Source organism: Rhizobium sp. P28RR-XV (genome assembly GCF_012641385.1).
Classification (GTDB): Bacteria; Pseudomonadota; Alphaproteobacteria; order Rhizobiales; family Rhizobiaceae; genus Rhizobium.
Map to the genome: position 1 here is coordinate 247378 of NZ_JABAIG010000004.1, position 13000 is coordinate 260377.

Below are 13000 nucleotides of genomic sequence, written 5' to 3' on the forward strand. Positions count from 1 at the left end.
GCGCTGCCCGCCGCAGTGGGCCGCACAGGAACGACACACTCGCGGTCGCGCCTATCCCGCGCCGCGTCAGCTGACAATGTGGGCTCATCTGCCGAAAACACAAGAGCATTCTAGCCGCGCCGCGACCGATGACGCCTCCGGGTTGCTTTCGTCTAACAAGCGATCGCGCGAAAGGTTTCGCGCGATCGTCATGGTCATCCGCAAAATAGGCCTATCAGGAAAAAAGGATCGAAGACAGCTTGCGGCGAGCCGCGATCGTGGCCGGATCCTTCGGACCCCAAACCTCGAAGAATTCCAGGAGCTGGCGCCGCGCGCCGTCATCGTCGAAGCCTCGGTCCCTCCGCATGATCGTCAGAAGGTGCTCTGCCGCCTCTTCGTGCTTGCCTTCGACATTGCGGATCTTGGCGAGCTTGACGCGCTGCTCGTGATTGTCGGGATTGGCGGCCAGTTCCTGCTCGATCGCGACGGGATCGCCGAGCTTGCGGGCCTCGTCGATCTGGTCGAGCTTTTTGACCACGGCCTGGATGCCGGCATCGTTGGCGAGCGTCTCCGGCAGATCGGCAAGCGCCTCGCGGGCGCGCTGGTTCTGGCCGGCGGCGATCATGCATTCCGCCATGCCGGCAAGCGCCTTGGCATTTTCGGGGTCGGCCTGCAGCACCGCGCCGAAGAGTTCGGCAGCGCCATTGACGTCGCCGGCGGCGAGCAGGCCGCTTGCCTCTTCGAGAACAGCGGCAATCTCCGCCGCCTGATCGTCGGCACCGCCGGCGGGACCGCCGAGACGATCGATGAACTGGCGGACCTGGCTTTCGGGAACCGCACCCATGAAGCCGTCGGCCGGACGGCCGTCGACGAAGGCGATAACAGCCGGGATCGACTGGATGCCGAGCTGGCCGGCGATCGACGGATGGTCATCGATGTTCATCTTGACCAGCTTGACGCGGCCCTGGGCTTCGGTGACGACCTTTTCGAGAACTGGCGTCAGCTGCTTGCATGGACCGCACCAGGGCGCCCAGAAATCGACGAGCACCGGCTGCTTGCGCGACTCTTCGATGACGTCCTTGGCGAAGGTCGCCGTCGTGGTATCCTTGATCGGCGCAGCGCCGCCTGCGGCGGGCGTGGCGCCGTAGGATGCCGTGGCCGACATCTGTCCGCCGAAGGAAGCGTTATAGGGGTTGTTCGGACCGCTCATGAGTGTCTCCCGCCTGCCGGCATCCTTGATCTTATGAATGGCATGCTTCCCAAACGGTCCCGCAAGGTCCGCCCGGCAGCACGCCCGATGGAATGGTCAAGACGATCGGACAATCCGAGGAGAAGCCGCCCGCCATGATCTTAGCGCTAAAATCGTACGTTAGTTCGTCACTTTCAAGACTAGCGGCGCATGACCCGTCGCCTCCATGAAGCGAAGCAGATCGGCGCTGGCAATCGACGTCGTCGCATCGTTCGACAGGGGATGGCAATTGACGATGTCATGCGCCATCAGATCGGCATCGAGGACGAAGGTCACGTTGCTCGCCGTATCGTTGATCGCGCCGAAGGCCGTCACAGAACCAGGGATGACGCCGAGATATTCCATCAGCTTTTCCGGCTTGCCGAAGGATACCTTGCTCGCCGCGCCGATCAGCGTATGCACGGTCTTCAGATCGACACTGGCGTTTTCCTCGACGGTCAACAGGAAGAAATTGTCCTTCTTGTCCTTCACGAACAGGTTCTTCGTATGGCCGCCGGGGATCTCGTCACGCAGCGACACCGATTCGGCGACGGTGAAGACGGGAGCGTGGTCCTTGGTCGTATGGGCAATGCCGAGTCCATCCAGGAATCGGAGAAGATCGTCGCGGGTTTTCGGGCTGGTCTCGGTCATGACGTCTCGCAATCAAAAATGGTTCGCCCCTGATACGTCGCCCACAATTTCATTGCAATCTTCCAGACGACAAAGCCCGGCGTTTCCGGGCTTTCAGGCAATCGCGGCAAGGGCATCGGAATTTTTCTTCGCGAACTCGTCATTTCCCTGTTGCATTTGAAAAACGGTTAGGCCATATAGCGCCCGTCGCCGCAAGACGACGCCCAGCGGTCCAACACACTACCCCGGATCGCGACGGGAATGAGCGGGTGTAGCTCAGGGGTAGAGCACAACCTTGCCAAGGTTGGGGTCGAGGGTTCGAATCCCTTCGCCCGCTCCAGTTTTCCAAAACGCCGTATTTGAAAAGAAGAGGCCACAGCCCAGGCTAAAGGCTGCCTGTTCCGAAAAGACAGGTTTCGATATTCCTGTTTCCTTCCCGAATCCATGCCTTGCCCAACGCGCGCCGGGGTCTCAAATCAGTCTCATTTGGCGTTCAGGTCTGAGCATCAAATGGGCTGATGGAGCGTGGTATTGCGCGCATGAAAACAAAGATTTCCCTGCTGATTGCGATGCTGTCGCTTCTGCCGGCGCCTGTGCTTGCCCATCCGCATATTTTCATCGACGCCAAATTCGAGGTCATCGCCGCGCCTGACGGCTCGCTCAGCGAATTGCGCAACGTCTGGAACTTCGACGAGGTATTCTCCTCCTCCGTGCTTATGGATTACGACAAGGGCGGCAACCAGACGCTCACCGCAAGCGAACTCAAGGCCGTGGGCAAGACGGTCAGGGATTCGCTGGCGCAATACGGTTACTATACAAACGTCACCAGCAACGGCAAAGCCGTGCCGATGGCCAAGCCGGACGTGGTTGAGGCCGACTACAAGAATGGTTCGCTGATCCTCACCTTTTCGCTGAAGCCGCAGCAGAAGACCTTCCTCAAGGGGACGACGATCTTCGGAATCTACGACAAGACGCTTTACACAGCGGTCGATTTCGCCACCGACAACGATATGACCATGTCGGGACCGGCCCTCGGCCGCTGCAAGCGCAAGGTGATCAGGCCCAATCCCAAGGAAGTCATGGCGGAGAACCAGGCCGCTCTCACCAGCATGTTCTTCAGCGATCCGAAGGGCACGGACTATTCGCTGCTCGTGGCGACGCGGCTGGAAGTCGACTGCTGATCCCGCGTTACGGCGCGCCGGAAGCGCCGCCTTCCCTCATTCCGGCGGCGGCGCATCGCTTCGCGTGCCCTCACCGTTTCGTGAGGGCGATATGGAGCGGCGGGCGATGATCCAGCAGCCGAGCGCCCAGGTAGCGCCGGCGCACCAGCCGCCGAGAACATCGGTCGGATAATGCACGCCGAGATAGACCCGGCTCGCGCCGATCATCAATGTCAGCAGGATGCCGGCCGCGACGGTGAAGGTGCGCGTCGACCGATTGGTGCGCGTGCTTGAGATCAAGGCGGCAAGGGTCAGATAGGTCACCGCCGACACCATCGCATGGCCGCTTGGAAAGCTCAGGTCGTGAACCTCGACCAGATGCGGCACGATATCGGGCCGAGACCGCGCGACATCGATCTTCAAGGCCCTGCTCAGCGCCCATCCGCCCAGCACCGAAGCGAGGATGAAGATGGCAATCGCCCGCTGGCGGTCCAGCAGCAGATAGATCGTCACCAAAACCGTCATCAGCGCCAGCACGGTCGTACCACCGAGGCTGGTAATGTCCCTGACGGCATGGGTGAGCCATCCCGGCCCGATCGGCACGGAAAGGTTGCCGGGCTGGCGAAGCGCCAGCAGTATCGCCTCGTCGAACCCCCTCGTGCTTCCTTCGAGAACCTCGTCCGTCAGATAGATGAACAGAAGAATTCCGCCCGAAAGAGCAGCGAACATTAAGAGCAGAAAAGGCTCGTAGCGGTTCAGCCACCCAGGTATGCCCGACGTGTCAAATGGCCGATTCTTCATGCGCTGAAACCTGCCTGTCGTGCTTTCACATCGCCTCTTTCACGGGTCAAAGTCCAAAATGGGACAAAGCCTATCTAGGAATAAAATTTGTCGCTTCCAAGCTTGGTGAAAACGAACGTCGGGCGTTGGCGCGGCAAGCGCTTCAGGTTCATGAAATGTTTTTCATCTATCCCAGCACGTATTTCTCGCTCACGTGGCAGCGGGCCGAAGGAGCGCAGCACCCACGCCTGCACAAGCGGTGCAAAAACCCTCGGGCCGCAAGCTGAGCGTAATATTTGCTCGTTAATTTTCTGCTGTTTTCGGAAGCTTGAGCTGTGTTAGTAGTGCGTGAGGGCGATCAGAGATCAGGTGTGGTCAGAGTGTTAAGTGTTGGGACATCTTTCTCCGCTCGCTTGTCGATGCTGGCCGGAATGGGGCTGCTGGCCGCGTCCGTAGCCGCGGCATTTCCTGCATCGTCCAAGGCGGAAGACGCCGCGAAATCCTCATCCGATACATGGGTCGTCACCCTTGGGGCGACGGTGGAATACGGTCCCAATTATGAGGGATCGAAGCGCTATTCCTTCAGTGCCCTGCCGTCCTTCGATTTCCACCGCCTCGGGGAAGCCCAGGAATACAGCGCCCCGGATGATAATTTCGACTATCAGCTCTTCGATCTCGGCGGCCTCGAAATCGGTCCCGTGGTGGGCCTGCGCGATGACCGCTTCGACCTCAACGACCTGCACCTGCAGAGCCAGCGAAAAGTGCGTTGGAATTTCGATGCCGGCGGCTTCGCCCAATATTGGCTGATGGAAAACAAGCTGCGGTTTCGCACGGAACTGCGCCAGTCGCTTTGGGGCGGAGATGGCCTGGTCGGCGATTTCGCACTCGACTGGTTTCAGCCGGTCGGCGACAAATGGCTCCTGTCGGCCGGACCTCGGCTGTCGATGGCAAACGACGTCTATATGCACGCCAACTTTGGTATCTCGCCGAGCGAGGCTGCGAGACATGGCCATGTCAACGCCTTCAACGCTGGGGCCGGCGTGAAATCCGTCGGCTTCACGGTGGCGGCGACCTACACCATCTCGCCCGAATGGAACGTGCAGGTCTATGAGAAGTATAATCGCCTGGTCGGCGACGCAGCCGATAGTCCGATCACCTCGCGGTTCGGCTCACCCAATCAGAACATCATCGGCTTTACGCTGAACCGAAGCTTCAACGTCAACTTCTGAGGCGCCGCGCGCTTCATTCTCGGCTATGTAGTTGCGCGTCAGCGGAATGATGTTGTTTCGCTTGGTCATCTGGATCTGGAAGACGACGAGATCCTCATAGCGGAAGGCGGCTTCCGCCGTCGAAAGATAATATTCCCACATTCGGCAGAAGCGCTCGTCATAGAGCTTGGCGGCATCGTCCCAGCGCGCCATGAAGCGCTCCCGCCAGTTCTCCAGCGTTATTGCGTAATGCAGCCTGAGCACTTCGACATCGGTGATGGCAAGCCCCGCCGCCTCGATCTCGGGCACGATTTCGGAAAGTGCCGGAATATAACCGCCGGGGAAGATATATTTGTCGAGCCACGGTGTCGTGAAGCCGGGCGTCGCCGAACAGCCGATGGTATGCAGCACCATGATGCCGTCATCCTCGAGCAATTCAGCGCATTTGCGGAAGAAGGTGCGATAGGATGCCAGCCCGACATGCTCGAACATGCCGACGGAGACGATCCTGTCGAAAAGTCCGGTGAGGCTGCGATAGTCCCTCAGCGCGAACTGAACCTCTGCCGGCGTTCCCCCGATCTTGCCGGCCAGGCGCTTCGAAGCATAGTCGTGCTGTTCCTCGGAGAGGGTGACGCCAAGCACGTAACCGCCCGGCGCGTGCTCGGCCATATGCAGCGCTAGGCCACCCCAGCCGCAGCCGATGTCGAGGATGCTGTTGTTCGGCTCGATCAGGAGCTTGGCGGCGAGATGGCGTTTCTTGGCAATCTGCGCGTCATCGAGCGATTGGCCGGCATGTTCGAAATAGGCGCAGGAATATTGCCGGTCCGGATCGAGGAAGAGTTCATAGAGCCGCCCGTCGAGATCGTAGTGATGGGCGACATTGGCCTTGGAACGTCCCGGCAGATTGCGGTGGCGGAAAATCCGCAGCTTCGTTCGGGCATGATCGATGAGGCGGGCGATCAGCGGGTGGCTGCTGTTCTGTGCCTCGCGCAGCATCATCGCCACGAAATCGTAGAGCGTGCCCCGCTCGACGATGAAGCGCTCATCCATATAGAGTTCACCAAGCCGCATATCGGCATCGATGAGCAACGCCCATTGCGCGCGGTCATCGGCAAAGCGGACGTGGACCGGCTCGCCGGTGCCATCACCGAATGTCAGCACCCGGCCGCTCGCCGTCGTCACGGTCAGAGCGCCCCGCGTGACGATCGAAGACAGTGCGCGCTTCACGCACCAGTCCACCAGGCCGGAGAAAACAGCATTGCCCCTGGGGCGATTTTCAGCGTGAGAATTGGACATTATCGATCCTTACCGGCACCGCTGTGCAGGCCACCCTGTTTGGCCTGCCAGTCGTCTTGCTCCTCCGGCGCCGCATCGGCGCCTGCAATCAGCCAGACCCCCAGGAGGATCAAGCCGCTGCCGATCACCTGCAGGGCGACGATCCGCTCGCCGAAAACGAACCAGCCCGTCGCGATGATCAGCACGTAGCTGACGCCGGAAAGCGGAAAGGCGCGGCTGAGGTCGAGCTCCGCAAGCACGTTCATCCAGATGAAGAAACAGGCGATCTCGACGGCGATGGCTGCCAGAATCCAGTAGGACGAGAGCGCCTGCCAGAGCCAGCCATCAATGCTGCCGTCGGCCAGTTGCTCCGCCCCATGCTTGATGAAGAATTGAAAGAGGGTGTTCAGCACCGGCACCACAAGCCAGGAAAAGCGCATCGGCATCACGCGTCCGCCTCGTCTGTCGAGAACATCGGCGACACCAGCCGCAGCAATCCCTGGAGGAAGGGATTGCGATGGCGGAAATACATCGCATTGGCGGTCAGCTTGCTGCCGAGACGCACCTTGTTCTCATAATAGGCTTGACCACTCTGGTAACGGCTCAAGCCATTGTCTAGGCAATAGCGCAGATTGGTGAACCAGCTCAGGAAATAGAGATTGTAGGGCCGGCCCTTCTCTCCATCCATGCAGAAGAACTTGTCGATCGCCGCGCGCTTATCGTGGACGATGAGATTGGCGGCCAACAGTCTGTCTTCGACGAAATAGAAGGCGCAGAACGAGCGGCCGCCCATGCCGCTGAGAATACCCTGGAAATAGTCCGGCGTCAGTTCTTCGAACTGCCATTCGCTGCGATTGCGCGTGTCGTGATAAAGCGCCATGACCTCTGGCAGGAACTCGCCGAAATCGGTGCGGATCTCCACCCTCACCTGTTCGAAGGACTTCATCTTGCGGCGCATGTCCTTGCGGGTGCCGGAGGAAAGCCTGGCGAGATATTCGTCGATCGTCTTGAAATCGATGTCGAGCCAGGCCGTCGGAAGGCCGCTGATCGACGCATAGCCACGGGCGGCAAACAGCGCCCCGAATTCGGCAGATACCGGTTCGGGAATGTCCTTGAGACCGATCAGCCCGCAATGCTCCGTTGCGGCGACCTGCTCGAAAAAGGACAGCATCTCCGCCAGCAAAGCACCACGGCGCTCGCCTTCGACATCGGGATGGAAGCCGATCGCTCCCGTCTCCGTGCAGGGCGATCCGAGGCAGGCAAGGCGCAGCTTCAGGAACTTCGGAAAATAGCGCTGGACCTTGCGCACGGATCTCCGCAGAAATCCCTCCTCCAGCGTCGTATCGAGCGCATAGAGGCAGAGAAAAGCCGGCATGGCGGCGCTGACCCGCCCATCTTCGACGATGGTGATATAGCGCCATTCAAAGCCTTCGAGGCCGGCCTCTTCGATGGCGAGCAGGCAATCATAATCCTCGACCTGGCCCTGGAAGCAGGCATTCCATGTATCGCGGCCGATGGCGCGGATGCTGACATGAACCTCGGCCACCGGCTTGCCGACCAGCTGCGGCATCACTTTAAGCAGCGGCTGCGACATGGCGCGCCTCAAAGAAATCTGCCGTGAAATCGGCGACCTGGCGATGCTGACGGTCGACATGGATCATGTGATAGCTGTCCGTGATCCACTTCAGTTCGTGCGGAGCGCCGATATGCTCGGAAATGTAACGGGCATGTTTCGGACTGGCGAGATCGTCCTCCTCCGCATGGAGGATCAGCGTCGGCGTCTGCATTTTCGGCAGCATGCCGCGAAGGGTGTGGCCCAGCCGATGCATCTCGACCAGACCCTTGCCGGGGAATTTTTCCAGAATGCCCTCGCCCGCCATACCCTCGACAAGCCGGCGCATCCGCTCGTCCTTGATCCCCAGCGACGTCGTCTCGCTGAAGCTCAGACGGTCGAGGAAGGGAATGCGCGACAGCCATCCGATCTGCGATGCCAGCAGCGGATAGTAGAAGGGAACATCCCAGCCGTCATAGCTGAAGCAAGGAGAATAGATCGCCACGGCGTTGATCGCCCTCTTCTGCTCGGCAGCCAGCATCGCCAGCTTGCCGCCGACGCAGATGCCGGCCGCAAAGACTTCCTGCGTTCTCGATGCCAGCAGCGCCGACGCCTCGACGACCGAACCGAGCCAATCCTCCCAGCGTGTCCCGCGCAACGTCTTCGCATCGACACCATGACCGGCCAGCAGCGGCGCATAGATGCTGTAGCCCCTGCGGTTGAGGTGGCGGGCAACCAGCTTCATTTCGGCGGGCGCCCCTGTCAGGCCATGGATCAGAAGAACGCCTTTGCCGTTTGAGCCCTCCATGAAGAAGCTCAATTCGTCATGCTTCATGAGTGAGCTCCGACTGCCGGTTTTCCTTGGCCATGAAGCCAAGCGCATGGCAGGTGCTGATCACATGCGTACCGTTCTTCTCCTGCTCGTCCTTGATCTGTTCGTGCAGCGCCTGCAGCTTCGTCCAGTGCGTGCGCGGCCGGTAATGATGTTCGGCATGATAGCCGTTGCCGAACCAGAGCCAGTTGTAGAAGGACTTGTGGCTGGAAACGCCCCAGGCGATCGGCTCGTCGGGATCGCCGTTCAGATGCTCGTAATACCCGTTCAGCGACGATAGGCAGTTGCCGATATAATAGAACGGCACGAAGAACAGCACCGCCTTCCAGTCGTAAAGCAGCGCGAGCGCCGCAAGACCGAGGAAGAAGTAGAGTTCGAACCGCCCCCAGGCCGCATCGAACGGACGATTGCGGGCAATCGCCTTGTGAATATCGCCCAGGCTGTCGCGGAAGAAGCTCAGGAACGTGTAGGACCAGACGTTTTCGGGTTGACCATCACGTCCGTGGCGATAGATCGACAGCAGATCGATGGTATCGCCTTTTTCATCCGGCCGGTCGCTGTTGCCCGAATGATGGCGCATATGCACCCAATGATAATAGGTCTGCGAGAAGCCGATCGCGACCGACTCCAGCAGACTGAATGCATAATTCATCCAGCGCGGCTTGAAGTAGGGCGTATGGATGAAATTGTGCGATATGCTATTGATGTTCCAGGAGATCGAAACGGCATAAAGGCAGCCGAGAACGGCCGAGAGCCAAAGCGGCCGGCTTTCGAAGCCGACGATCAGATAGACGTCGAAGGCGAGATGAGCGACGGCCGCCAGAACCGGCGCGAGATCCCATCGGGTGTGCGCGAAGATTTTCATAATCCTGTAACTCCCACACAAGCCACGCCGGCGGTCACGAGAAACACGCCGGTCGCATGGCGCAGGTTGATGTTTTCCTTGAAGATGACGGCGCCGGCGAGCACGATGACGACATAGCTCAGCGCCATCAGCGGGAAGGCGATGGTCAGGGGGACGCGCTCCAGAACGGCCGTCCACGCGAAAAGCTCCACAGCCCAGAACAGAATGCCGAGCCAGGTGATCGGCTTGGCCAGCGTCGAAAGCAGAGCGCCCTCGCTGGCCGATTGCTTGAAGCAGACCTCGCGGGCGGTCTCCGCGAGTACGCAGAACAGGATGAGCCCAAGCATGGGAAGTGTCAGGCTGCCGGTCATTCCATATACTCCGCCAGAACTTCCAGCAGCGCGTGATTGGCGGCGCTGTTGATGTTCCTCGTCGTTTCCGCGCCCTGACGCATGCGCGGCTGATCGATGAAGATCTCCGCGCGCTTCATGAACTGGGTCCGCAGGCTGCCAGCATAGCTCGGGGTCGAATAATCCCCGATGACATCGGCGCCGATGATACGGTAGCGGCTGCCGATTTCGCTGAGCAGAGCCAGCAGATAGGGCAGCCGCATGCGGCCCTGATCCCAATTGGTCACGGCATCGTCGACCGCCAGCACATCCTTGTCGATGGTGACATAGACGGCCTCGGTGCGAATGCGGCTGAGCATGCGGTCGATGAAATTTTCCTCGCCGATCTCGGCGATCGATTTCCAGTGCAGCGCGCCCTTTTCCTGCTGATAGCTGGCGCCGTTGCCGTAATCAGCCAGCACGCGGCTCGGCGGATGTTCGTAAGGGTAGAGTTCCAGCTTGCCTTCACCGAGCCAGTGCAGGTTCGCTCCCTTGCGCTCCGGGCTGCGAAGATCGCTGCTGCAGACCCCGATCGTGATGACCTTCTGGATATTGCGATTGGCAAGCGCCCTGTTGACCCAGGAGCCGCAATGCATGCCGCCGTCGAATTTCACCCAATCCGGATGATTGTCGAAATGGATCAGCGTCGCCGGACCGGGCTGCCGTTCCAGCGCGCTTTCAAGCAGCAGTGCCGTGATGTGATGGAAATCGCCGGAGCCCATGAAGCACAGCTGCGGGGCCTTGCCCATCGCCGGCCCATTCCTGACGATCTCCCGGCTGAGGTTATCAAGGGCGCTCTGCTTGCCCCATAGCCGGACCAGCTGCCCGGCATCCTTGCCGAAATACTGATGCGCGCCCGCAAATTTGCAGGCACGCACGAAGTCTGGCTGCAACTCCAATGCATCGTCGAGATGGAGAAGCAGGAGCTGCACGGTCTTATCTCCGGGCAGCGCGCGTCAGGAGCTGGTCGAGCAGGGCAAGCGCCAGATCGATCTCCTCGCGGGTGATGAGCAGGTTGGGCGCAAAGGTGATGACGTTCTTGTGATAGCCGCCGACGTCGAGCACGAGACCGTAGGTCTTGGAGCCGACCTGCATGTCGCCCTTCATGCCTTCGTCGCACATCCAGTCCATCGTCGCCTTGTCGGGCGTATAGCTGTCGTCCTTGCAGATCTCCATGCGCAGCGCCAGGCCGAGACCGTCGACTTCGCCGACGATGGCATGGCGCTTCTGCAGCTGCTTCAGTCCGTCGAGGAAATGCGCGCCCTTCTCCATGATCGCAGCACCGAAATCCTGCTCTTCCAGCATCTTCATCGCTTCGAGCGCGACGGCAGTCCCCATTGGGTTGCTGGCGAAGGTCGAATGCGTGGAGCCGGGCGGGAAAATCTCCGGATTGATCATCTCTTCGCGGGCCCAGACGCCGGAAAGCGGATTGAGGCCGTTGGTGATCGCCTTGCCGAAGATCAGCGCATCGGGCGAAACGCCGAAATGCTCGATCGACCAGAGCTTGCCGGTACGGTAGACGCCCATCTGGATTTCATCGACGATGAGCAGGATGCCGTGATCATCAAGCACCTTCTTCAGCTCGACGAAGAAGTTCATCGGCGGGATGACGTAGCCGCCGGTACCCTGGATCGGCTCGATGTAGAAGGCGGCATATTCGGACTTGCCGGCCTTCGGATCCCAGACGCCGTTATATTCGCTCTCGAACAGGCGGGCGAACTTCTGGACGCAATAGTGCCCGTATTCTTCCTTCGACATGCCCTTCGGGCCGCGGAAGTAATAGGGAAACTCGACGAACTGCGCCCGGTCGCCGAAATGGCCGTAGCGGCGGCGATAGCGATAGCTCGACGTGATCGCGGAAGCGCCGAGCGTACGGCCGTGGTAGCCGCCTTCGAAGGCGAACATCAGGCTCTTGCCGCCGGTGTAATTGCGCACGAGCTTCAGCGAATCCTCGACCGCCTGCGAGCCGCCGACGTTGAAGTGGACGCGGCCCTTGTGGCCGAACTTGCGCTCGGCGTCCTGGGCGATCATCGCGGCAAGCTCCACCTTTTCACGATGCAGATACTGCGAGGCGACCTGCGGGAGACGGTCGAGCTGGCGATGCGCGGCCTCGTTCAGGCGCTCGTTGCGATAGCCGAAATTGACGGCGGAGTACCACATCTGAAGATCGAGGAATGGCGTGCCGGTCCGATCGTAGACGTAGGAACCTTCGCATTCCTCGAAGAACTTGGGCTTGTCCGTGTAGTGAACCGTGTCGCCGTGGGAGCAATAGGCTTCCTCGAGGGCGCGCAATTCTTCTTCCGAGCGGACGGACTCGGTCTCGCCGGTGAAGGCTTCGGCTACATTCGTTTTCATTCAATGCCTCTCGGTCTGTTTCACGCCGTCTTGAACTGCGGCAGTGCACGGGAGCGTCGCTCGACGCTCGGGAGAACGGCTTCCATCTTCGGAAGCAGGTCGGAAAAATCGTCGAAACCGACATAGGGAATGCCGTTTTCCTCGCAGTAATCGACAAGCTTGGCCTTGGCGAAAACGAGGTCGACCTTGTCGGAAACGCAGAAGTCGCTGCGCCCGTCGCCGATATAGACCTGCAGGTCATTGCTATCGACAACGCGGCATTTGCAGACGCCGGCACCGGACACGCAGCCGGTTGCCGTAAATGGCGGAAACAGCGAATAGGACTCGCGGCCCTGAGAGACGCTGCAGGTGAGCACATTGGCGACGATAGGCAGGCCGTCTATGCCATGACGCGCCAGAATGCGGCGGATGAAGTAATCGACGCCATCGCTGACGATGGTGACAGGCAGGTCGCTGCGGCGGCAAAAGGACAGGAAGCCTTCGAAACCCGGATCGATCGACAGCGTGTCGAGAAACCGGTCGAGTTCGGGTCTGGCGGCTTCAATGAGAGCGATCTGCCGACGCATGCATTCGCCGGAGCCGATCAGCCCCTGCTTCCACAGCCGTTCTATGTCTTCCCATTCGGAACCGGCGAAACGGGACAACACCATATCCGTCGCGTCTTCGATGGATATGGTTCCATCAAAATCGCAAAACACCCGCATGAACTACCCTTTCGCCTTATCCCAAGTTGCGTCTAACAACCTCAGATGAGCCGTGCATGAGGGG

General features: G+C 60.1%; 14 protein-coding genes and 1 tRNA gene. 3 read left to right on the forward strand and 12 right to left on the reverse strand.

Going from position 1 to position 13000, the window contains the following annotated elements; genetic code table 11:
* Nucleotides 1-214: 214 nt before the first annotated feature.
* Both trxA and HGP12_RS10625 read right to left on the reverse strand, forming a co-directional pair.
* Entirely contained in the window at nt 215-1189 is a 975-nt protein-coding gene (trxA, locus tag HGP12_RS10620) for a thioredoxin (RefSeq protein WP_168839848.1), read from the reverse strand.
* Nucleotides 1190-1348: 159 nt separating this feature from the next.
* The gene (locus tag HGP12_RS10625; RefSeq protein WP_168839847.1) at nt 1349-1858 is read right to left on the reverse strand and encodes a prolyl-tRNA synthetase associated domain-containing protein; all 510 of its coding nucleotides are present in this window, start codon (nt 1856-1858) and stop codon (nt 1349-1351) included.
* Between the two features lie 244 nt (nt 1859-2102).
* Here HGP12_RS10625 and HGP12_RS10630 point away from each other — a divergent pair.
* Together HGP12_RS10630 and HGP12_RS10635 are read left to right on the forward strand one after the other, a co-directional pair.
* Nucleotides 2103-2177 (forward strand) — tRNA-Gly (locus tag HGP12_RS10630).
* Nucleotides 2178-2376: 199 nt separating this feature from the next.
* On the forward strand, nt 2377-3018 hold the full coding sequence (locus HGP12_RS10635; RefSeq protein WP_168839846.1) for a DUF1007 family protein: 642 nt from the start codon (nt 2377-2379) through the stop codon (nt 3016-3018).
* Between the two features lie 36 nt (nt 3019-3054).
* Here HGP12_RS10635 and HGP12_RS10640 read toward each other — a convergent pair whose 3' ends face one another.
* Nucleotides 3055-3798: a phosphatase PAP2 family protein gene (locus HGP12_RS10640; RefSeq protein WP_168839845.1), complete on the reverse strand. Its 744-nt coding sequence runs from the start codon at nt 3796-3798 to the stop codon at nt 3055-3057.
* Between the two features lie 410 nt (nt 3799-4208).
* On the opposite strand from HGP12_RS10640, the gene HGP12_RS10645 reads away from it, so the two are divergent.
* Complete coding sequence (locus HGP12_RS10645; protein ID WP_246703315.1) at nt 4209-5006, forward strand: MipA/OmpV family protein; 798 nt, start codon at nt 4209-4211, stop codon at nt 5004-5006.
* Here the strand turns inward: HGP12_RS10645 and HGP12_RS10650 are convergent.
* Genes HGP12_RS10650 through HGP12_RS10690 form a run of 9 tightly spaced genes read right to left on the reverse strand, consistent with a single transcriptional unit; the run spans nt 4947 to nt 12936 of the window.
* Nucleotides 4947-6281: an SAM-dependent methyltransferase gene (locus HGP12_RS10650; RefSeq protein ID WP_168839843.1), complete on the reverse strand. Its 1335-nt coding sequence runs from the start codon at nt 6279-6281 to the stop codon at nt 4947-4949. The two genes, HGP12_RS10645 and HGP12_RS10650, sit on opposite strands and share 60 nt — an antisense overlap.
* Nucleotides 6281-6706: an EamA family transporter gene (locus tag HGP12_RS10655; protein ID WP_205926411.1), complete on the reverse strand. Its 426-nt coding sequence runs from the start codon at nt 6704-6706 to the stop codon at nt 6281-6283. The genes HGP12_RS10650 and HGP12_RS10655 overlap by 1 nt, the downstream gene beginning before the upstream one ends.
* A complete protein-coding gene (locus tag HGP12_RS10660) occupies nt 6706-7854 on the reverse strand; it encodes a GNAT family N-acetyltransferase (protein WP_168839841.1) in 1149 nt (382 codons plus the stop codon). The genes HGP12_RS10655 and HGP12_RS10660 overlap by 1 nt, the downstream gene beginning before the upstream one ends.
* A complete protein-coding gene (locus HGP12_RS10665) occupies nt 7835-8647 on the reverse strand; it encodes an alpha/beta hydrolase (RefSeq protein WP_168839840.1) in 813 nt (270 codons plus the stop codon). The genes HGP12_RS10660 and HGP12_RS10665 overlap by 20 nt, the downstream gene beginning before the upstream one ends.
* The gene (locus tag HGP12_RS10670) at nt 8637-9509 is read right to left on the reverse strand and encodes a fatty acid desaturase family protein (protein WP_168839839.1); all 873 of its coding nucleotides are present in this window, start codon (nt 9507-9509) and stop codon (nt 8637-8639) included. The genes HGP12_RS10665 and HGP12_RS10670 overlap by 11 nt, the downstream gene beginning before the upstream one ends.
* Nucleotides 9506-9859, reverse strand: a complete 354-nt coding sequence (locus tag HGP12_RS10675) for an EamA family transporter (RefSeq protein ID WP_168839838.1) — start codon at nt 9857-9859, stop codon at nt 9506-9508. The genes HGP12_RS10670 and HGP12_RS10675 overlap by 4 nt, the downstream gene beginning before the upstream one ends.
* Nucleotides 9856-10809 (reverse strand): arginase family protein, encoded by a 954-nt coding sequence (locus HGP12_RS10680; protein ID WP_168878743.1) that lies wholly within the window; start codon nt 10807-10809, stop codon nt 9856-9858. The genes HGP12_RS10675 and HGP12_RS10680 overlap by 4 nt, the downstream gene beginning before the upstream one ends.
* A 4-nt stretch (nt 10810-10813) precedes the next feature.
* Entirely contained in the window at nt 10814-12232 is a 1419-nt protein-coding gene (locus HGP12_RS10685) for an aspartate aminotransferase family protein (protein ID WP_168839836.1), read from the reverse strand.
* 20 nt (nt 12233-12252) lie between these two features.
* Entirely contained in the window at nt 12253-12936 is a 684-nt protein-coding gene (locus HGP12_RS10690; RefSeq protein WP_168839835.1) for an MtnX-like HAD-IB family phosphatase, read from the reverse strand.
* Nucleotides 12937-13000: the final 64 nt, after the last annotated feature.

What these genes read in the sequence shown, in the direction of transcription:
- trxA (WP_168839848.1), bottom strand. Translation starts at nt 1,189, where the DNA reads ATGAGCGGTCCGAACAACCCCTATAACGCTTCCTTCGGCGGACAGATG.
- HGP12_RS10675 (WP_168839838.1), bottom strand. Translation starts at nt 9,859, where the DNA reads ATGACCGGCAGCCTGACACTTCCCATGCTTGGGCTCATCCTGTTCTGC.
- HGP12_RS10660 (WP_168839841.1), bottom strand. Translation starts at nt 7,854, where the DNA reads ATGTCGCAGCCGCTGCTTAAAGTGATGCCGCAGCTGGTCGGCAAGCCG.
- HGP12_RS10625 (WP_168839847.1), bottom strand. Translation starts at nt 1,858, where the DNA reads ATGACCGAGACCAGCCCGAAAACCCGCGACGATCTTCTCCGATTCCTG.
- HGP12_RS10640 (WP_168839845.1), bottom strand. Translation starts at nt 3,798, where the DNA reads ATGAAGAATCGGCCATTTGACACGTCGGGCATACCTGGGTGGCTGAAC.
- HGP12_RS10690 (WP_168839835.1), bottom strand. Translation starts at nt 12,936, where the DNA reads ATGCGGGTGTTTTGCGATTTTGATGGAACCATATCCATCGAAGACGCG.
- HGP12_RS10655 (WP_205926411.1), bottom strand. Translation starts at nt 6,706, where the DNA reads ATGCCGATGCGCTTTTCCTGGCTTGTGGTGCCGGTGCTGAACACCCTC.
- HGP12_RS10650 (WP_168839843.1), bottom strand. Translation starts at nt 6,281, where the DNA reads ATGTCCAATTCTCACGCTGAAAATCGCCCCAGGGGCAATGCTGTTTTC.
- HGP12_RS10670 (WP_168839839.1), bottom strand. Translation starts at nt 9,509, where the DNA reads ATGAAAATCTTCGCGCACACCCGATGGGATCTCGCGCCGGTTCTGGCG.
- HGP12_RS10635 (WP_168839846.1), top strand. Translation starts at nt 2,377, where the DNA reads ATGAAAACAAAGATTTCCCTGCTGATTGCGATGCTGTCGCTTCTGCCG.
- HGP12_RS10645 (WP_246703315.1), top strand. Translation starts at nt 4,209, where the DNA reads ATGGGGCTGCTGGCCGCGTCCGTAGCCGCGGCATTTCCTGCATCGTCC.
- HGP12_RS10685 (WP_168839836.1), bottom strand. Translation starts at nt 12,232, where the DNA reads ATGAAAACGAATGTAGCCGAAGCCTTCACCGGCGAGACCGAGTCCGTC.
- HGP12_RS10665 (WP_168839840.1), bottom strand. Translation starts at nt 8,647, where the DNA reads ATGAAGCATGACGAATTGAGCTTCTTCATGGAGGGCTCAAACGGCAAA.